Origin of the sequence: Pseudomonas sp. BF-B-30, from assembly GCF_019956305.1 — a bacterium.
Classification (GTDB): Bacteria; Pseudomonadota; Gammaproteobacteria; order Pseudomonadales; family Pseudomonadaceae; genus Aquipseudomonas; species Aquipseudomonas jessenii.
The window spans coordinates 34,268-53,344 of sequence record NZ_JAHBDG010000029.1; the positions used below are offsets into that span (position 1 = coordinate 34,268).

Annotated in this window: 21 protein-coding genes; 9 read left to right on the forward strand and 12 right to left on the reverse strand. The window is 60.2% G+C overall.

The features are described from left to right. Positions 1–6 precede the first annotated feature (6 nt). Both lolD and KGB29_RS16150 read left to right on the forward strand, forming a co-directional pair. Positions 7–690 carry a lipoprotein-releasing ABC transporter ATP-binding protein LolD gene (gene lolD, locus KGB29_RS16145; RefSeq protein ID WP_173677889.1) on the forward strand — a complete coding sequence of 228 codons (684 nt, stop codon included), beginning with the start codon at positions 7–9 and terminating at the stop codon, positions 688–690. 66 nt (positions 691–756) lie between these two features. Further along, positions 757–2,001 (forward strand): lipoprotein-releasing ABC transporter permease subunit, encoded by a 1,245-nt coding sequence (locus KGB29_RS16150; RefSeq protein ID WP_057715642.1) that lies wholly within the window; start codon positions 757–759, stop codon positions 1,999–2,001. Positions 2,002–2,125: 124 nt separating this feature from the next. On the opposite strand, the gene KGB29_RS16155 is transcribed toward KGB29_RS16150, so the two are convergent. Both KGB29_RS16155 and KGB29_RS16160 read right to left on the reverse strand, forming a co-directional pair. After that, the gene (locus KGB29_RS16155) at positions 2,126–3,475 is read right to left on the reverse strand and encodes a heavy metal sensor histidine kinase (RefSeq protein WP_154910058.1); all 1,350 of its coding nucleotides are present in this window, start codon (positions 3,473–3,475) and stop codon (positions 2,126–2,128) included. After that, positions 3,475–4,155, reverse strand: coding sequence for a heavy metal response regulator transcription factor (locus KGB29_RS16160; RefSeq protein ID WP_154910059.1), 681 nt, complete (start codon positions 4,153–4,155; stop codon positions 3,475–3,477). Before KGB29_RS16160 ends, KGB29_RS16155 begins: the two co-directional genes overlap by 1 nt. A gap of 155 nt (positions 4,156–4,310) precedes the next feature. On the opposite strand from KGB29_RS16160, the gene KGB29_RS16165 reads away from it, so the two are divergent. After that, positions 4,311–4,832, forward strand: coding sequence for a plastocyanin/azurin family copper-binding protein (locus tag KGB29_RS16165; protein ID WP_154910060.1), 522 nt, complete (start codon positions 4,311–4,313; stop codon positions 4,830–4,832). Positions 4,833–4,893: 61 nt separating this feature from the next. Beyond that, positions 4,894–5,724 carry an NADPH-dependent 7-cyano-7-deazaguanine reductase QueF gene (gene queF, locus KGB29_RS16170; RefSeq protein ID WP_154910061.1) on the forward strand — a complete coding sequence of 277 codons (831 nt, stop codon included), beginning with the start codon at positions 4,894–4,896 and terminating at the stop codon, positions 5,722–5,724. A gap of 174 nt (positions 5,725–5,898) precedes the next feature. Here queF and KGB29_RS16175 read toward each other — a convergent pair whose 3' ends face one another. After that, complete coding sequence (locus KGB29_RS16175; RefSeq protein ID WP_150812440.1) at positions 5,899–6,162, reverse strand: DUF4404 family protein; 264 nt, start codon at positions 6,160–6,162, stop codon at positions 5,899–5,901. Between the two features lie 112 nt (positions 6,163–6,274). Next, positions 6,275–6,895 (reverse strand): phosphatase, encoded by a 621-nt coding sequence (locus KGB29_RS16180; protein ID WP_057715636.1) that lies wholly within the window; start codon positions 6,893–6,895, stop codon positions 6,275–6,277. Positions 6,896–7,096: 201 nt separating this feature from the next. Between KGB29_RS16180 and KGB29_RS16185 the strand changes: the two genes are divergently transcribed. From KGB29_RS16185 to rssC, 3 genes are all read left to right on the forward strand, one after another. Continuing rightward, a complete protein-coding gene (locus KGB29_RS16185) occupies positions 7,097–7,786 on the forward strand; it encodes a VacJ family lipoprotein (RefSeq protein ID WP_150812442.1) in 690 nt (229 codons plus the stop codon). A 389-nt stretch (positions 7,787–8,175) separates the two neighbouring features. Further along, a complete protein-coding gene (gene rssB / locus KGB29_RS16190; protein WP_057715634.1) occupies positions 8,176–9,357 on the forward strand; it encodes a two-component system response regulator RssB in 1,182 nt (393 codons plus the stop codon). Then, the gene (rssC, locus tag KGB29_RS16195) at positions 9,357–9,839 is read left to right on the forward strand and encodes an anti-sigma factor antagonist RssC (protein WP_057715633.1); all 483 of its coding nucleotides are present in this window, start codon (positions 9,357–9,359) and stop codon (positions 9,837–9,839) included. Before rssB ends, rssC begins: the two co-directional genes overlap by 1 nt. 204 nt (positions 9,840–10,043) lie before the next feature. Here rssC and tal read toward each other — a convergent pair whose 3' ends face one another. Continuing rightward, positions 10,044–10,970 carry a transaldolase gene (gene tal / locus KGB29_RS16200; protein ID WP_057715632.1) on the reverse strand — a complete coding sequence of 309 codons (927 nt, stop codon included), beginning with the start codon at positions 10,968–10,970 and terminating at the stop codon, positions 10,044–10,046. Between the two features lie 178 nt (positions 10,971–11,148). After that, entirely contained in the window at positions 11,149–12,144 is a 996-nt protein-coding gene (gene dusA, locus KGB29_RS16205; protein WP_154910062.1) for a tRNA dihydrouridine(20/20a) synthase DusA, read from the reverse strand. Positions 12,145–12,589: 445 nt separating this feature from the next. On the opposite strand from dusA, the gene KGB29_RS16210 reads away from it, so the two are divergent. Both KGB29_RS16210 and KGB29_RS16215 read left to right on the forward strand, forming a co-directional pair. Further along, positions 12,590–12,970: a DUF6124 family protein gene (locus tag KGB29_RS16210; RefSeq protein ID WP_154910063.1), complete on the forward strand. Its 381-nt coding sequence runs from the start codon at positions 12,590–12,592 to the stop codon at positions 12,968–12,970. 105 nt (positions 12,971–13,075) lie between these two features. Further along, positions 13,076–13,297 carry a hypothetical protein gene (locus KGB29_RS16215; RefSeq protein ID WP_150812485.1) on the forward strand — a complete coding sequence of 74 codons (222 nt, stop codon included), beginning with the start codon at positions 13,076–13,078 and terminating at the stop codon, positions 13,295–13,297. Positions 13,298–13,363: 66 nt separating this feature from the next. On the opposite strand, the gene KGB29_RS16220 is transcribed toward KGB29_RS16215, so the two are convergent. From KGB29_RS16220 to KGB29_RS16245, 6 genes are all read right to left on the reverse strand, one after another. Next, positions 13,364–14,149 carry a transporter substrate-binding domain-containing protein gene (locus KGB29_RS16220; RefSeq protein ID WP_154910064.1) on the reverse strand — a complete coding sequence of 262 codons (786 nt, stop codon included), beginning with the start codon at positions 14,147–14,149 and terminating at the stop codon, positions 13,364–13,366. Positions 14,150–14,239: 90 nt separating this feature from the next. After that, positions 14,240–15,163, reverse strand: a complete 924-nt coding sequence (gene copD / locus KGB29_RS16225) for a copper homeostasis membrane protein CopD (RefSeq protein WP_150812487.1) — start codon at positions 15,161–15,163, stop codon at positions 14,240–14,242. A gap of 3 nt (positions 15,164–15,166) precedes the next feature. Continuing rightward, positions 15,167–15,550 (reverse strand): copper homeostasis periplasmic binding protein CopC, encoded by a 384-nt coding sequence (gene copC, locus KGB29_RS16230; protein WP_090454177.1) that lies wholly within the window; start codon positions 15,548–15,550, stop codon positions 15,167–15,169. A gap of 52 nt (positions 15,551–15,602) precedes the next feature. After that, positions 15,603–16,505 (reverse strand): copper resistance protein B, encoded by a 903-nt coding sequence (locus tag KGB29_RS16235; RefSeq protein WP_154910065.1) that lies wholly within the window; start codon positions 16,503–16,505, stop codon positions 15,603–15,605. 10 nt (positions 16,506–16,515) lie between these two features. Continuing rightward, on the reverse strand, positions 16,516–18,222 hold the full coding sequence (locus tag KGB29_RS16240) for a copper resistance system multicopper oxidase (RefSeq protein ID WP_154910066.1): 1,707 nt from the start codon (positions 18,220–18,222) through the stop codon (positions 16,516–16,518). Positions 18,223–18,329: 107 nt separating this feature from the next. Then, complete coding sequence (locus KGB29_RS16245; protein ID WP_102668829.1) at positions 18,330–19,031, reverse strand: murein L,D-transpeptidase catalytic domain family protein; 702 nt, start codon at positions 19,029–19,031, stop codon at positions 18,330–18,332. Positions 19,032–19,077: the final 46 nt, after the last annotated feature.

Sequence of the window (19,077 nt, forward strand, 5' to 3'; positions counted from 1 at the left end):
TCGGGCATGAGTGATAAAGCAATCTTGAGCTGCCGCAGCCTGGGCAAATCCTACGAGGAAGGCCCGGAATCGGTGGAAGTGTTGGCCGGTCTGCAACTGGAGTTGCACCCGGGCGAGCGTGTGGCGATTGTCGGCAAGTCGGGCTCGGGCAAAAGTACCTTGCTCAACCTGCTGGGCGGCCTCGATACACCGACCAAGGGCAGCGTCTGGCTCGACGGTGAAGAACTGTCGGCGCTGAGCGAGAAGAAGCGCGGCCTGCTGCGTAATCGCGCCCTCGGCTTCGTGTACCAGTTCCACCACCTGCTGCCGGAATTCACCGCCCTGGAAAACGTCTGCATGCCGCTGCTGATCGGCAAGACCGCGATCCCCGAAGCGCGTCAGCGTGCCACGGCGTTGCTGGAGCGGGTAGGGCTGGGGCATCGCCTGGAGCACAAGCCGGCCGAACTGTCCGGTGGTGAGCGTCAGCGTGTGGCCATCGCTCGCGCCCTGGTGAACAATCCAGGCCTGGTGATGCTCGACGAGCCGACCGGCAACCTCGATTCCCACACCGCCCAGGGGATCCAGGACTTGATGCTGGAGCTCAGCACCTCGATGCGCACGGCGTTCCTGGTGGTGACCCACGACATGAACCTCGCCCGCCAGATGGACCGCGTCCTGCACTTGCAGGAAGGTTGCCTGACTCCCATCTAACGGATTGAAACCCGACGCGACCGAAAGGTGCGTCGGGTCTTTTATTTTTATACGGTGCCCCAGCGAATGTTCAGACCGTTATCGATCTTTATCGGCACGCGCTATACCCGCGCCAAGCGCCGCAATCGCTTTGTTTCCTTCATCTCGATGACCTCGATGATCGGCCTCGCCCTCGGCGTGCTGGCGATGATCGTGGTGCTGTCGGTGATGAACGGCTTCCAGCGCGAAATGAGCTCGCGCATCCTTGGCATGGTGCCGCACGCCACCATCGTCGGCGTGAACCCGATTGACGACTGGAAGCCCGTGGCGGCGGCCGCGATGAAAAACCCGGAAGTGACGGCGGCGGTGCCGTTCACCGAGATGGAGGGCATGCTGTCCTACAAGGGCACGATGCAGCCGATCCAGGTCAGCGGTGTCGACCCGGCGCTGGAAGGCCAGGTGTCGATCGTCGCCAAGCACATCGTTCAGGGGAGCCTGGAAGCCCTGAAGCCGGGCGAATTCGGCGTGGTGATCGGGCAGATCACGGCGCGCCGCTTCCGCTTGAACGTGGGCGACAAGATCACCTTGATCGTGCCTGAGGTCAGCAATGCGCCGGGCGGCATTACTCCGCGCATGCAGCGGCTGAATGTGGTCGGCGTGTTCAAGGTCGGTGCGGAACTGGACGGCACCATGGCGCTGATCCACATGGCCGATGCCGCGCAGATGCAGCGCTGGGAGCCGAATCAGGTGCAGAGCGTGCGCCTGGCGGTGAAGGACTTGTATGCCGCGCCGCAAGTGTCGAACGACATCGCCACGGGGCTGGGCGCCGCCTACAAGGCTGACGACTGGACCCACACCCAGGGCAGCCTGTTCAGCGCGATGAAGATGGAAAAAACCATGATCGGCCTGCTGTTGCTGATGATCGTCGCGGTGGCGGCGTTCAACATCATCGCGACCCTGATCATGGTGGTGAACGACAAGGGAGCGGACATCGCGATCCTGCGCACCATCGGCGCCACGCCACGGCAGATCATGGCGATCTTCGTGGTGCAGGGCACGGTGATCGGCATCGTCGGCACCTTGATTGGCGGTGTATTGGGCGTGATTGCCGCACTGAACGTCAGCCAGATCGTAGGCTGGATCGAGCGGGTCAGCGGGCAGCACATCTTCAGTTCCGACGTGTACTTCGTCAGTAACCTGCCGTCTGAGCTGCAAGGCGCGGATGTGGCGCTGATCTGCACGGCGGGGTTTGTCATGAGCTTCCTGGCCACGGTTTACCCGGCCTGGCGTGCGGCGAAGATCGAGCCGGCTCATGCGTTGCGCTATTCGTAAGCCGTTACACCGCCTTCGCGAGCAAGCCCGCTCCCACAGGGATCTGCGTCGTACACAGATGATGTGAACGCCACAAAACACTGTGGGAGCGGGCTTGCTCGCGAAGGGGCCGGAGCTGCTGGCCTCAATCCCCCCTTGGCAACTCGATCACAAACCGCGTCCACCCATTCTCCGATTCGCAACGAATCTGCCCGCCATGGGCACGGATGATCGATTGGGTGATCGCCAGTCCCAGCCCCGCATGTTCGCTACTGCCTTCACGACGCGCAGGATCGGCCCGGTAAAACCGGTCAAACAGGCGCGGCAATAGATCTTTGGAAATCTGTTGGCCGGTGTTTTCAACGGTCAGGCGCAACTCTTTTGGCTGATCGACGATTCGCACCCGAACCTCGCCATCGACCGGTGTGAACCGCAGTGCGTTGTCCAGCAGGTTCGACAGTGCCCTGCGCAACATGCTGCGGTCACCTTCGAGGCGGGCATTGCCGTCACGACTCAGTTTTACCTGCGCGTCTTCCGCCAGCGGCGCAAAAAACTCCAGCAGCAGATCCGTTTCCTGTCCCAGTTCCAACGGTTCGCGCTTGGGGATTAACAGTCCATGGTCAGCCTTGGCCAGATAGAGCATGTCGTTGACCAGTTGCGCCATCCATTGCAGCTCTTCGAGGTTGCTGTGCAGGGCTTCGCGGTAGTCCTCGATGGGGCGAGGGCGGGTGAGGGTGACCTGGGTGTGGGTCAGCAGGTTCGACAATGGCGTGCGCAGTTCATGGGCAATGTCGGCGGAGAAGGCCGACAGGCGCTGAAACGAGTCGTCGAGGCGTCCGAGCATGGCGTTGAAGTTGTGGGCCATTTCCGCCAGTTCCGGCGGCATGTTTTCTTCAGGTAGCCGCGAGTTCAGCGATTGCGCGGAAACACCACTGGCCACCGCGCTGATCCGCCTTAACGGGCGCAAGCCGCTGCGTGCCGCCCAGGCGCCCAGCAGTGCGGTGGCCAGGGCTGACAGGCCGACGGTCAGCCAGATCAAATGCTGCATGCGTTGCAGAAAGTGCTGGTGATGGGTGATGTCCAACAGCAGGGTCAGTTTCGGTGACTCGGGTTTGTCCGCGAAAAGCGGCGCATTGAGGACGCGGTAATCTGTGCCTTCATGGCTCACCGTCGACAATCCGGACCGGTGCGGCAATACCTGGGGGATGTTGGTCGAACTGTCATACCAGCGCTGGCCGTCGCTGCCGGTGATTCGCAGGGACAGGTCAGCCTGCCGGCTCAACTCCTCGGCCAGTTTTACTTCGCTGTCACTCGACTGTAAGTCGTGCAGGGCCCGACGCAAGCCAATCAGCTTGCCGTCCAGCAGTTGCTGGTCGAGTTCAACGAAGTGCGCCTCGCTGGCGCGGCTGAACAGCACCCCGGCGAACAACGAGACCACGGCGGTGCATGCGGCAAACAGCAGCGCCAGGCGGCTGCTCAAGGAGAGACGGCGCATCAGGCGGGACGCTCTTCAAGGACGTAGCCCATGCCGCGTACGGTATGGATCAGCTTGTTGGGGAATTCATCGTCGATCTTCAGGCGCAGGCGACGGATCGCCACCTCGATGACATTGGTGTCGCTGTCGAAATTCATGTCCCAGACCTGGGACGCAATCAGCGACTTGGGCAGGACTTCGCCCTGGCGGCGCAGGAGCATTTCCAGCAGGGCGAATTCCTTGGCGGTCAGGTCGATACGCTGGCCGCTGCGTTCGACCCGGCGCCGGATCAGGTCCAGGCGCAGATCGGCCAGTTGCAGGCTGGTCTCCTGCGGCGTGGTGCTGCCGCGACGCAACAGGCTGCGGACCCGGGCCAGCAGTTCGGAGAAGGCAAACGGCTTGACCAGATAGTCATCGGCACCCAGTTCGAGGCCGTGAACCCTGTCCTCCACGGCGTCACGGGCGGTCAGAAAAAGTACCGGCGTGTCCAGGCCGGCGCTGCGCACTGCTTGGAGAATTTGCCAGCCATCACGACCCGGCAGCATTACATCAAGAATCAGCAGGGCATATTCGCCGCTGAGGGCCAATTGCTGGCCGGCGTTGCCGTCGGCCACCAGTTCCGTGTTGAACCCGGCCTCGGTCAGGCCCTGGCGCAGATAATGGCCGGTTTTCGGTTGGTCTTCGACGATCAGCAGTTTCATGGGCGACTCATGGCAAGTGGAACGAAGGCTTTATACCGTGGGCAGCATTCGCACAGGGCAACCTGACAAAGTTGTAATCTGGCTGTCAGGTTGCGGGCAGTGGCAGCAGTTTAGAGTTTTGCGCATGCTGAGCCTTAACTTGTTGGAGTATGACGATGTTTTTACGCAAATCCGTGGCGCAAATCCTGTGTTTGCTGGCGCTGAGTTCACCGGTGTGGGCAGACGCCGGACGTACCTACGATTTCGGTCAACCGGCCTCGGCGGCCAAGGCGACCCGCAGCATCGAGGTGGTGATGGGGGACATGTCCTTCACGCCGAAGTCCCTCGATATCAAGGCCGGGGAAACCGTGCGCTTCGTGCTGGTCAATAAAGGCCAGTTGCTGCATGAGTTCAACTTGGGGGATGCGGCGTTGCACGCCAGGCACCAGCAGGAAATGTTGCAGATGCAACAGAGCGGCATGCTGGCGCCAACCGGTATGAAGGCAATGGCCGGCATGGATCACAGCAAAATGAACCACGGCATGAAGCATGATGACCCCAACAGCGTGCTGGTGGAACCGGGCAAGACCGCCGAGCTGACCTGGACCTTCAGCAAGGCCACCAGCCTTGAGTTTGCCTGCAATATTCCCGGCCATTACCAGGCCGGCATGGTCGGCAAACTGACTGTCAGTCAGTAAGCACTCAAAGGCGGGAGCAAAGGCTGATAGAATCCGCTGATTCTTCAGTCAGGTTTCCGCCATGCATCCCGCAGCCGAACACTCGCCGCTGGGCAAGTCCAGCGAATACATCGCCACCTACACGCCGTCCTTGCTGTTCCCGATCCCGCGCACCACGAAGTGGGCGGAGCTGGGCCTGACGGCGCAAACCCTGCCGTACAAAGGCGTGGACTTCTGGAACTGCTTCGAGCTGTCCTGGCTGCTGCCGTCGGGCAAGCCGGTGGTGGCGATCGGTGAATTCAGCATTCCGGCGGATTCGCCGAACATCATCGAGTCGAAGTCGTTCAAGCTCTATCTCAACTCCCTGAACCAGACGCCGTTTGCCGATACCGCGAGCCTTGAGGCGACGCTGGCCAAGGACTTGTCGGCGGCTGCCGGCAAGCCGGTGGGTGTGCGCATTCGCAGTCTCAAGGAGGTCGAGAGCGAAGGCGTCGTGGCCTTGCCGGGCGTGTGCATCGATGAATTGGATATCAGCGTCAGCAACTACGAGCATCCACGGCCGGAACTGCTGCGTTGCGATGATTCGCGCATTGTCGAGGAGAGCGTGCACAGTCATTTGCTCAAGTCCAACTGTCCGGTCACCAGCCAGCCGGACTGGGGCAGCGTCGCGGTGGAGTACCGTGGCGCGGCGCTGGATCATGCGAGCCTGCTCGAGTACATCGTCAGCTTCCGCCAACACTCGGACTTCCATGAACAGTGTGTAGAGCGGATCTTTCTCGACCTGCAGCGGTTGCTCAAGCCAGAGAAACTGACGGTGTATGCGCGTTATGTGCGTCGTGGCGGGCTGGATATCAACCCGTATCGCAGCACTGAAGAGGTGCAGCTGCCGAACCATCGCCTGGTCCGCCAGTAACGCTTTAATGTGGGAGCGGGCTTGCTCGCGAAGGCGGCTTCACATTCAACGATGATGTTGACTGACCCACCGCTTTCGCGAGCAAGCCCGCTCCCACAGGGGACGTGCATTGCCAAGTGCAGACGCAAAAAAGCCCTGCTATCACTAGCAGGGCTTTTTTGCGTCTGGCGGGGTTCAGATTCCCATATTGGCCAAGGCCTGCCCGATGTTGCGCAGGGTGCCGGCAAGGGTAGGGTGTTCGAGTTCAAAGCGCTCGACAGCCAGGTTGACGCCATCGGCGAGGCTGGAATCCTGGGTTTTGGTTTCGAGTTCAAGCTTCAACTCGATCTGTTGCATCAGTTCGCTCAACTCTGCGCGTTCGGCTTCAGACAATGGAGGATTCTGTTCCAATTGCTCGCGCAGGGCATTGAGCTGTTCTTGCAGTTCGCGGGCAGGCATGGCGTTCTTCCTTCTTTTATCGATAGGCACTGGCATAGACCATGGCGGCAGGCCAAAGGTCGATGGCTGACCTTTAGATTAATCCACTCGCGGCCAACGTGCATGATCTCGATCAGGGCTTTTCGCCCTTGAGCCGACGCAAGCTGATATCGGCCAGGCAGGTGTCGAGTTCACCGAGATGATCGATCACCGAATGCACGCCCAGGCCAAACAGTTGCATCGTCGCCTTGGCACGTTTGATGTCGCGCTCCTGCGGGGGCAGCGCTTGCCATTGCTCGGGCGCCAGCCCGCACAGCGAGCCGCAGGACGCCAGACCGATGGTCCACAACCCGGCATTGAGACCCGCTTGCAGCAAACGGGGTTCACCGCTCACCAGTACGCAGCCGTCGAGTCGCTCGACGTTCAGGGTCATCAAGGCGTGCCAGCAGGCATTCGGGGCGGGCCATGGGTTGTTTGTAGCTGAATGTTGCGAGGGTTTGATCCATTCCGGCAGCGCCGCGGCCAGGGATTGGCTGAGGGCAGGGGGCAGTTCATCGAGCCAGGCGCAGGGGATTTGCTGGCGCTGCAAGCTGCGCAGGCTATCCAGTGCGCCGGGCGTGGCCTCGGCGTGTTCGGCCGAGTGGCTGCCGTGCCGGTGCGTGTGCGCGCCGAAATCCACCAGGCAGCCACTGAGGCCGAACAGTACGGCGGTCAGGCTGGGTGCGGTTTGGGGCAAGGCTTCGGCGAGCGGCATGTGGACGTCCCTGAAATAGCCTGAAGGCTAGTGGACGACGGTGACAGTTGAATGACATGGATGTGAAACGCTCACATTTGGCACGATTCCTTCCGTGTGGATCTCGTACAAAGTGCGTTAAACGGCGTTTACGTCTTATACTTGCCAACTTATTGCCTGGGCCAAGTGCCCGAGCCAGTACAAACCAAGGAGTTTTTTTCTATGCGCTGGAGCAATCATCTAGCCAGGATTTGTGTATGCGCCAGTGTGATGCTGGTTCCGTTCGCTGCCCAGGCAGCCACGGAAGAGGATCCTTGGGAAAGCGTCAACCGCCCGATTTTCAAGTTCAACGATGTGATCGACACCTACGCGCTCAAACCCCTGGCCCAGGGCTACCAGTACGTGACGCCGCAGTTTGTCGAAGACGGCGTTCACAACTTCTTCCGTAATATCGGCGATGTGCGCAACCTGGCCAACGATATCCTGCAGGCCAAACCTCGTGCCGCAGGCGTTGATACCGCACGAATCATTTTCAACACCACCTTCGGCTTGCTGGGCGTCATTGATGTCGGCACGAAAATGGGCCTGCAGCGCAATGACGAAGACTTCGGTCAGACGCTGGGCTACTGGGGTGTCGGCAGCGGCCCTTACGTGATGCTGCCGCTGCTGGGGCCAAGCACCTTGCGTGATACGCCGTCCAAGTACGTCGACAGCTACACCGGCGCTTATCGTTACGTAAACGACGTTTCGGTGCGTAACTCGTTCCACGCCCTGGACATCATCGATACCCGTGCCAACCTGCTGTCGAGCGAGAAGCTGATCACCGGCGACAAGTACACCTTCATCCGTAATGCATACTTGCAGAACCGTGAATTCAAGGTGAAGGACGGTCAGGTCGAAGACGATTTTTGATCTCGACCGGTAAACTGAAAAAGGCGGCCATCAAGGCCGCCTTTTTTGTCTGCGAAAAGCCGCATGCGGATGAAATCGCGGTTTTCACTGTAGTCCCGGCCGGTTTGACTCGCAGGTTCGAACCTTCCATTGGGTTACGGATTTGCCTGTTCTTATAACTCTCGGTGATTTTACAAATAAAGACGTCAGGCGACCATCGGCGTGAGCTTGAAACGCCCCGCGGATGGGAGTACCGTCTGCGCCTTAGAAGGGCACCTCTGGTGGACACGTGTGTAGGGCAATTGCCCGAAAGCGGTGCGACAGAGAGGCTAGAAAGCGAATCCAGTAGTCAGCGCCGGGCCAAAATCCCCGCCTGCTACGCCAACCTAATTCTGGCGCCGTTTGCCCACATGCCAAAAACCAGTGCCACGCTGCTGATAATCGATGATGACGAAGTAGTGCGCGCGAGCCTCGCCGCCTATTTGGAAGACAGTGGTTTCAGCGTCTTGCAGGCCAGCAATGGTCAGCAGGGTCTTCAGGTATTCGAGCAAGACAAGCCCGACTTGGTCATCTGCGATCTGCGCATGCCGCAGATGGGTGGACTCGAACTCATTCGCCAGGTCACCGAACTGTCGCCGCAAACCCCGGTGATCGTGGTGTCGGGTGCCGGCGTGATGAATGACGCGGTCGAAGCCCTGCGCCTGGGCGCGGCGGACTACCTGATCAAGCCTCTCGAAGATCTGGCTGTGCTCGAGCACTCTGTGCGCCGGGCCCTGGATCGTGCGCGCCTGCTGCTGGAGAACCAGCGCTACCGCGAGAAGCTGGAGAAGGCCAATCGCGAGCTCGAAGCCAGCCTGAACCTGCTCCAGGAGGACCAGAACGCCGGTCGCCAGGTGCAGATGAACATGCTGCCGGTCAGCCCCTGGACCATCGACGAGTTCAAGTTTGCTCACCAGATCATCCCGTCGCTGTACCTGTCGGGTGATTTCGTCGACTACTTCCGGGTCGACGAGCGCCGGGTCGCCTTTTACCTGGCGGACGTTTCCGGTCACGGCGCCTCCTCAGCCTTCGTCACCGTGCTGTTGAAGTTCATGACCACGCGCTTGCTGTTCGAATCCAAGCGCAGCGGCACCCTGCCGGAATTCAAGCCTTCAGAGGTTCTTGGTCATATCAACCGGGGCCTGATCAGTTGTAAGCTGGGTAAACACGTCACAATGGTCGGTGGAGTCATCGACGAGGAGACCGGTTTGTTGACCTATAGCATCGGCGGTCATTTGCCGTTGCCAGTGTTGTACACGCCAGACAGTGTTCGTTATCTGCAAGGGCGTGGTCTGCCGGTGGGCCTCTTCAACGAAGCCACCTACGAAGACCACGTGCTGGAACTGCCACCGACGTTCAGCCTGACGCTGATGTCTGATGGCATTCTGGATCTTTTGCCAGAACCCACACTCAAAGAGAAAGAAGCGGCGTTGCCCCAACGGGTCAAGGCTGCGGGCGGCACCCTGGATGGGCTGCGGCAGGTTTTTGGATTGGCCACGCTAGGGGAGATGCCGGATGATATCGCCCTGTTGGTGTTGAGCAGGAATCTTTGATGAGTACCGGTAGAATCCAGTTCGCCGAGCAGGATGGCACCTTCGTCCTGAAGTTCGTCGGTGAAGTTCGCCTGACCCTGTGTTCGGCGTTGGATGCGACTATTGAGCGGATCTTCAGCGCGTTGAATTTCAATTCGATCGTGATCGATCTGACCGAAACCCGCAGCATCGACAGCACCACACTTGGCCTGCTGGCCAAGCTGTCGATCCTGTCGCGGCAGAAGGTTGGCCTGCTGCCGACCGTCGTCACCACCCACGAAGACATCACGCGGCTGCTGCAGTCCATGGGCTTCGAGCAGGTGTTCAACATCGTTGACAAGCCGGTGCCGTGCCCGGAATGCCTGGACGACCTGCCAGACCAGGATCAGTCCGAAGAAGTGGTGCGGATCAAGGTGCTCGAAGCGCACAAGATCCTCATGGGCCTGAACGACACCAATCGTGAAGCCTTCCATGACCTGGTGAATGCGCTCGAACGCCATTGATCCCCTGAATTGATGTGGGTCAGCCAGACCCCCATCGCGAGCAAGCTCGCTCCCACAGGTCCTCGTTTAGCACACGACCTCAGTCATCCCGCGAACTCCTGTGGGAGCGAGCTTGCTCGCGATGGCGTCCTGCCAGTCACCAAACACATACAAAAAAGGGCGAACCCTCACAGGTTCGCCCTTTTTGCATTACACCCACTCAAATCACAGCTTGGCCTGCAACAACGCCTCGAGCTTCTCCTGATCCCGCGCGAACTGACGAATGCCTTCAGCGAGTTTCTCGGTCGCCATCGCATCTTCGTTGGACAGCCAGCGGAACTGCGATTCGTTTAGGCTCAGGCGCGCTTCACCGGCATGGCCAGGCGCCAGTTTGCGCTCCAGCTTGCCGGTATCCGCGGCCAGCTTGTCGATGAGGTCCGGGCTGATGGTCAGGCGGTCACAGCCGGCCAGTTGCTCGATCTGGCCCAGGTTGCGGAAGCTCGCCCCCATGACCACGGTCTTGTAGTCATTGGCCTTGTAGTAGTTGTAGATGCGCGTCACCGACTGCACGCCCGGATCATCCGCGCCGGTGTAGTCGTTGCCGTTGGCTTTCTTGTACCAGTCGTAGATACGGCCCACGAACGGCGAAATCAGGAACACCCCGGCGTCGGCACAGGCGGCCGCCTGGGCAAAGGAGAACAGCAGGGTCAGGTTGGTCTGGATGCCTTCCTTTTCCAGGATCTCGGCAGCGCGGATGCCTTCCCAGGTGGACGCGATCTTGATCAGCACGCGGTCGCGGCCAATACCGGCCTTGTCGTACAGCTCGATCAGGCGATGCGCGCGCTTGAGCATGGCATCAGTGTCGAACGACAGGCGCGCATCCACTTCGGTGGAAATGCGGCCCGGAATCACTTTCAGGATTTCTTGCCCCACGGCCACACCAAAACGGTCGCTGGCCAGGCCCACATCGCCCTTGCAGTCATTGACGCAGGCGTTCAGCAGCTCGGCATACGCAGGAATGGCCGCGGCCTTGAGCAGCAGGGAAGGGTTGGTGGTGGCGTCCACGGGCTTAACGCGAGCGATAGCTTCGAAGTCGCCGGTGTCGGCAACCACGGTTGTCATTTGTTTGAGTTGTTCCAGCTTGGAAGTCATGAGCGTGCTCTGTCCTATGGGTCTGATGACATTACCCGAGCGCTGACAGCCACTCAAGGGCGTGTACGTGTATCAATGCCCCCTGTGGCAACAACCTGAAAACAGGTGTTTGAAAGGTGGGGTGCGGTATCGAAGAATACGATGCCAAAACGCCCCACAGGTTCAACAAGACCGACCGTTAACGCCCCTCAAGCAACTCCGCCGCTTGATCCAGCAACGCCAAAGGCTCTTTGGCCTTGTGAATGTCCACCGACAATAACTGCCGAAACTTGCGTGCTCCCGGGAACCCGGTGCCCAGCCCAAGCACATGGCGAGTGATGTGGTGCATCGAACCACCTGCAGCGATATGCGCCGCTATATAAGGACGCAACTGCGCCAGCGCCTCAGCCCGGCTGATCACCGGCGCCGCGCTGCCGAACAGCTGCTGGTCCACCTCGGCCATCACATAAGGGTTGTGATACGCCTCGCGGCCCAACATCACGCCGTCAAACGTCTGCAAATGTTCGTGGCAAGCTTCCAGCGTCTTGATCCCGCCGTTGAGGATAATCTCCAGCTCAGGAAAATCCGCCTTCAACCGCGCTGCCACGTCATAACGCAGGGGCGGGATGTCACGGTTCTCCTTCGGCGACAGCCCCTCCAGAATCGCGATCCGCGCATGCACGGTAAAACTGGTGCACCCGGCATCCCGCACCGTGCCGACGAAATCACACAGCTCCTCGTAACTGTCCCGGCCATTGATCCCGATACGGTGCTTGACCGTCACCGGAATCGACACCGCATCACGCATCGCCTTCACACAATCGGCCACCAACTGCGGATGCCCCATCAAGCACGCGCCGATCATATTGTTCTGCACCCGATCACTTGGGCAGCCGACATTCAGGTTCACCTCATCGTAACCATGCTCCTGCGCCATGCGCGCACATGCGGCCAGGTCCAGCGGCACGCTACCGCCAAGCTGCAACGCCAGCGGATGCTCGGCTTCGTTGTGACGCAGGAAACGGTCGTGATCACCGTTGAGCAGGGCACCGGTGGTGACCATTTCGGTGTAGAGCAGGGCGTTTTTCGACAGCAGGCGCAGGAAGAAGCGGCAGTGGCGGTCGGTCCAATCCATCATCGGCGCGACGGAGAAACGGCGGGAAAGCGGAGCGGGTGTTGCGGTGGTTACGGACATGGGGGATCTGGAATCGGTGAGGCTGGGAGGTGGAGGAGTTTATCAGGAATGGGGCTTGTGGGGTTTGGGCATGCCTCAGGGCGATTGAGCCGGTGCTGGGTATTGCGTTGATAGCATCACGAAAAAGTAGGAGATTTCCCTCAAATCGCGTCCACATTGCCCATATTGCCCTACCTCTGATCACCCGATTAACCTCCCTCCGTCGCTGCAAATTCAGCGACAAGGGTGTGGAAGCCCTTCACAAGATCTAGGCGCATAGGCGCCACCTAAATTTAAGCAGGCGCTTTTTTCATGTCTGCTGTTAAATTATGGCGGCTGTGCGCGGGGCACTTTCGGGTGCGCCGGGTTCCTAGATCCCCGGTCTTCCACACCTGCGCACAGCTGCCACCCCATCATGTGGAAGTGATGCTGGCAGTTCCTTTGGTTAATTCTAGGAACGATAACGATGAAAAAGATAACGCCTGACCCTCCGGAAACCGCAATAGCTTCCGACTCTCTCGATCTTGGTCAACTCTCCGCTGACTCTCAGCGGGTTGTCAGCAAACGTCTACGAAATCCGAATCACGCTGATCCCGTCTGCCATGTGTTCACCATTCTGCCCAACGTCGACACTGAAACGCTCCTCTGTCACGCCTGTGAAACCCTTGCATCGTTGAACGTCTTGACCACTGACCTGGCTTGCAAGCTCGAAGGTTCAACCCGCAGTTTGGCGCTGTCGATTCAACAGTTGGCGGTGGTGGGGGAGTTGTTGGTGAATCGGGCATTGGACAATGTCGATCCGCAAGGTAGTGGAAGTGAGAGATCGCCAGGTGCGCACGGTTCCTGAACCAACGCTGTCCCCCCCCAAAGTTTCATGTTGCCCGGCGCAGACGAGGCATAGGATGACCGCCAAAGGTCATGCCCCTCGCGCCTAACCCACAGGAATCAAAAAATGATCGCAAACCTCGTCAAAGTCTCACTGCTTGCCGGTGCTTTGTTGTTGAGCGCCTGTTCGGGTGTGAGCGCCCATCGTGATTATTCGGCCGACTCGGTGCAGCCGGCCGGGTTTGGCCCGGGGCCGACCAGCAGCAATCCCGACAAGATGAATTTCCATGGCAGCGCGCTAGGCAATAGCTTCGGCGAATACGGCTCAGGTTTGCTGCACGACGATTGATACGCGCTCCGCAATGAAGAAGGGCGCTCCATTGGGGCGCCCTTAGTTGTGCGAAAAAACGATCCGTTACTTGGCGCCAGGCACCGCCAGCCATTGGCGCAGAATCTTCTGGTAGTTGCCTGTCGCCTTGGCCAGGTGCAGCCACTGATCGACGTACAGCTTCCAGGTGATGTCGTCGCGGGGCAGCAGGTAGGCTTTTTCGCCGTATTGCATGTAGTGCGTGGGGTTGACCGCGCACAGGCCCGGCTTGAGCTTCTGCTGATACAGCGCCTCGGATGCGTCGGTGATCATCACGTCGGCTTTTTTATCCAGCAGTTCTTGAAAGATGGTCACGTTGTCGTGCAACTTCAATTGCGCCTTGGGCAGGAAGGCGTGGACGAAGGCTTCGTTGGTACCGCCGGCGGGTTCGACCAGGCGAACCGTTGGCTGGTTGATCTGTTCGACGGTCTGGTACAGCGCCTGGTCTTCGCAGCGCACCAGCGGGATTTTGCCGTCGACGTCCAGGATGCTGCTGAAGAAGGCTTTTTTCTGCCGTTCCAGGGTGACCGAGATGCCGCCCATGGCGATGTCGCACTTGCCGGCGAGCATGTCGGGCATCAGGGTTTTCCAGGTGGTGGGCACCCACTCGACCTTGACGCCAAGGCTGTCGGCCAGGGCGCGGGCCATGGCGATGTCGATGCCGGAGTATTCGCCGTCCTCGGCTTTGAGGGTGTAGGGCTTGTAGTCGCCGGTGGTGCAGACGCGCAGTTGTCCCTGTTGCATGACGCTGTCCAGATGCGAAGGTTCTGCCTGGGCGCCGAGGGAGAGTGCGAGCAAGCCGCCGAGCATCATTGCTCTTTTGATTTTCGTCATTGTTATCGGGCTTTTGTGCTGGAGTGGTTTTGAAAGGGGAGTGTAGTGAAACTTTCACCGGTGTGAAAAATCAACGCCCCTGAAGATGACTCACTCCACTTCCGGGCTCAACGTACCCAGCCACGCCACCAACCCCAAAATCAATATCGCCGCGGCCATTTCCACCCACACACTGCGTCGAAGTGCATGGGCTGCCACGCGATACTGGCCCTCTCGCAACGACCGCTCCAGCAAGGGGCCAAGATAAAAGCGGTTCAGCGCCGCCAACACCAGCATCCCGGCAAACAGCAGTACTTTGATCGCCAGCAAAACTCCGTAGTGGCTGAGTAAAACCTCATCGAGTTTAGGCCCGACAATGAAGAGGTAGTTCACCACGCCCGTCACGGTGATGATCACAACGACCAGCGCACCGACAAGCTCAAATCGCCTGACTGCGTGAGCCAGCAACCGTATGTGCGCTTCGGTTTGCAGGGCCCGGGGTTGCGCCATCAACGCAAACGCCAGCAACGCGCCGAGCCAGACACCCGCCACCAACAGGTGCAGGATGTCCGTAGCGAAATGCCAATAACGGCGACTGCCTTCGTCCATGGCGCCATGCCCGCTCCAGGCCAGGCTGGCGAGGGCGATGCCGCCAGCCGTGGCGGCGATCACCAGGCTGATGCCGGGGGCGCGTGGGTTGAGCATCAACGCCAAACCCGCGACCGCTAATGCAATCATCCGCACGGCCCAGGCCAACCCGACGTCCGTCTCGAACAGCATCATTTCGAGGTGAGGGCGCAACTCGGTAACGTCCGATTCACCGCTCATGACGCGGACCATCAGCACCATGCCGGCGATGGACAGCAGCGCGCCGAGCCCGGCTGTTCCCGTCAATAACCGGCGAAAGGGCAAGACTGTCCCGGATTGCCGTTCCTGTCCCTTGAAGCTGTAGAGCCCGAACAGCGCCACGCCAAACAACAACATCAAATCCACATACAACACAAACCGCAGCACGACGTTGGCCGAGTCGCTCATCGATCATTTCACTTTGAAGGTGACGTTGCCGGTGATCGGGTGGGTGTCCGACGACACCGCGCGCCATTCGACCTTGTAGGTGCCGGCAGCCAGGGGCGCTGCCGGGATGATGAACATGGTCTTCGGATCGCTGCCGCCGCTGACTTTGGCCTTGACCGGCATCGGGGCATGGGCCATGCCGGACATTTCGGTCATCAGCAGTTTTGCACCGGAAAACTGGGTGACGAGGTTTTCGGAGAAGTGCAGTTCGATCTTGTCGGGTGATGCACCTTCTACGCCTTCCGCCGGAGTGGAAGAGAGTAGTTTGGGGTGCGCTTGAGCGAGGGTGCTAACAAGCAGGCCGCTGAGCAACGCGACTGCGATAGCGGTGGGTTTGAAGATGCGCATGCAAGGTCCTTTACCGCTCGAAGCGGTTGTTGTTGGTTTTGGGTGAGTCTGTTCAGAACCACATCCGAACACCGAGCACGAGGCGGGTTTCGCTGCGGTCCTCGCCTTCGTCGTTGGCGTAGTCGGCGGTGTTGCCGTAGGTGCGGTTCCAGGTCACGCCGAGGTAGGGCGCGAATTCCCGGCGGATTTCGTAGCGCAGGCGCAAACCAGCCTCGGTGTTGGATAGCCCCGCGCCGATGCCCCGTTGCGGATCGTTTTTGCCGTAGGCGTTGAGCTCGACGGTCGGCTGCAGGATCAGCCGATTGGTCAGCAGGATGTCGTAGTCGCCTTCCAGCCGCACGGCGCTCTGACCGCCTTCGCCGATGAAGGCCGTGGCTTCGGCCTCGAAGTTGTACAGCGCCATGCCTTGCACGCCGAACGCGGCCCAGGTTTGCGGGGCACCGGGTTTGAAGTCCTGGCGCACGCCGCTGACGACGTCCCACCACGGGGATATGGCGTGGCCCCACAGGGCCTGGATTTCCGCGTCCTCGGTCACGCCGTTGGTGCGCTCGCCTTCGGAGCGCAGCCACAGGCGATCAATGTCACCGCCGACCCAACCGGACAAGTCCCAGGCCAGGGTGCTGCCGTCATCTGCGTCCTGCCATTCGAGTTTTTCGGCGAGGAAAAAGGAGTTGAGCGTGCTGTCATGTACGTGGTGACCGGCGGGATCGGCATACACCGCAGCGCGATCGGCATCGGTCAGCACCGGGATCGGCGTGCGGCTTTCGCTGGGGGCGGCGGGCTGCATCTGGCCCTCGTCCATGCCTTGCATCTGGCCGTGGTTCATCTGGCTATGATCCATGCCTTGCATCTGGCCGTGGTCCATCTGGCTGTGATCCATGCCTTGCATGTCATCGCTGGCGGCCATTGCCGTCGAGGTCACGAGTGCGAAAAAAACCGGGGTGAATCGAATCATGGGGCGCACCTCATTCTTCCACGCGAACTTCACGGAACATGCCCATTTCCATGTGGTACAGGAGATGGCAGTGATAGGCCCAGCGGCCGAGCGCATCGGCTGTAACCCGATAGCTGCGCCGGGAGCCCGGTGGCATGTCGATGGTGTGTTTGCGCACCATGAACTGGCCGTTCTCGTCTTCGAGGTCGCTCCACATGCCATGCAGGTGGATGGGGTGCATCATCATCGTGTCGTTGACCAGAACGATCCGCAACCGCTCGCCGTACTTGAGGCGCAACGGCTCTGCATCAGAGAACTTCACGCCGTTGAACGACCAGGCGAATTTTTCCATGTGGCCCGTCAGGTGCAGTTCCAGGGTGCGGCCAGGCTCGCGGCCGTCCGGGTCTTCGAAGGTGCTGCGCAGGTCGGAGTAGGTGAGTACGCGGCGCCCGTTGTTGCGCAGGCCCATGCCGGGGTCGTCGAGTTTCGGTGAGGTGGACATGGCTTGCATGTCCACCAGCGGGTTGTCGGTTTCCGAGGCCGGGTGGGACTGCATGCCGGGCATATCGCCCATGGCCATGTTGCTGTGATCCATGCCCGCCATGCTGCCGTGGTCCATGCCGACCATGCCCATGTCATCCATGGTCACCAGGGGGCGCGGGTCCAGTGGCGGCAGCGGCGCAACCAGTCCTGTCTTCACCGCCAGGGTGCCCCGTGCGTAGCCGGTGCGATCCATCGCCTGGGCGAACAGGGTGTAGGCCGCTTCGGTCGGTTCGACGATAACGTCGAAGGTTTCCGCCACGGCGATGCGAAACTCGTCGACGCTCACGGGTTTGACGTACAGGCCATCGGCGGCGACCACAGTCATTTTCAGGCCGGGGATGCGCACGTCGAAGTAGGTCATGGCCGAGCCGTTGATGAAGCGCAGCCGCAGCTTTTCCCCGGGGCGGAACACCCCGGTCCAGTTCGAATCCGGCGCCTGGCCGTTCAACAGGTAGGTGTAAGTGGCGCCGCCGACGTCCGCCAAATCGGTGGGGTTCATCTTCATCTCGGCCCACATTTTGCGATCGGCGACGGTCGGCCCCCAGCCTTTTTCGCTGACGTCGTGGATGAAATCGCCCACGGTGCGTTTGTTGAAGTTGTAGTAATCGGACTGTTTTTTCAGCGTCTTCATCAGGCCGACCGGGTCTTCGTCGGTCCAGTCGCTGAGCATCACCACGTAGTCGCGGTCGTACTGGAACGGCTCCGGGTCTTTGGCGTCGATCACCAGCGGGCCGTAGACGCCGGATTGTTCCTGAAACCCCGAATGGCTGTGATACCAGTAGGTGCCGTTCTGGCGCACGGTGAATTGGTAGACGTACATGCCGCCGGGTTCGATGCCCTTGAAACTCAGCCCCGGTACGCCGTCCATGTTGGCCGGCAGCAAGATGCCGTGCCAGTGAATGGACGTGCTGTCCTTGAGTCTGTTGCGCACCCGCAGCGTCACCGTATCGCCTTCACGCCAGCGCAGCAGCGGGCCGGGGATGCCGCCGTTGATGGTCATCGCGGTGCGTGGGCTGCCGCTGAAGTTGACCGGGGATTCGCCGATGAACAGGTCGAATTCATTACCGGCCAACACCTGCGGTTCGCCGGGACTGCTGATTGCCCAGGCCGGCGTGCGCCATAACCCGAGGCCGCCGAAGAGCCCGCCGATGGCCAGGCCTTTGACGAAGGTGCGTCTTGAAGTGTGGGAGTGCATGCCGTCTGTTCCGCCCGTCAGCCTGTTGAACTTGTCGATGAGGCTAGCAGGCGGTGCCTTTCAGCTGGCTGAGGCGAAGATTACAGTTTTGACAGGTTGGGCGTCGCTTACCGGCGTGAAGTGGACTTTTCCCTTGAGGCCACCGTGTCGCCGCTGCAGTTGATGTAGGAAGACGACTTCAGCCAGCGTTGGTCCGGGTAGTAGGAAAACAACAATTGCCCGTCCTTCATCGAATCAATCAGCCGATGGGCAATCGCCGGCCTGACGGCCGGGCAACCCAGGCTGCGGCCGATGCGGCCATTGGCGCGGGCCAGCACCGGGCTGACATAGGGCGCGCCGTGAATGACGATGGCCCGGTCAAAGGCGTTATCGTTGAAGCCGGGCTCCAGGCCTTCCATGCGCAACGAGTAACCGTTCTGGCCGAGGTAACTTTGTTGGGTGCGGAACAGACCGATGCTGGTGGCGTGGCTTTCGTTGCGGTTGGAGAACAGCGTGGCCATGTTTTCACCGCTGTTGCGGCCATGGGCGACCAGTTCGTGAAACAGCAACTTGCGTCGTTTAAGGTCGAAGACCCACAGGCGTTGTTCGGTCGAGGGCAGGGAGTAATCGATCACCGCCAGTCGTTGGGCGGGGGCGACACCTTGGGCACGGCTGCATTGAGTGGCACGAACGGCCAGGGCAATCACTTTGGCGTCGGCGCCGGGTGCTGCTTTGACCAGCGCGTTTTCAAGCGAATCGGCGTAGGCTGACGTTACTGAAAGGCACGTCAGTAAAATGGCAAATAAAAGGCCAAAGCGGTTTAGCGCCATAGTCGGGTCTCATCATGATAATTTCGAGTCTAGCAGCGAGCGGAAA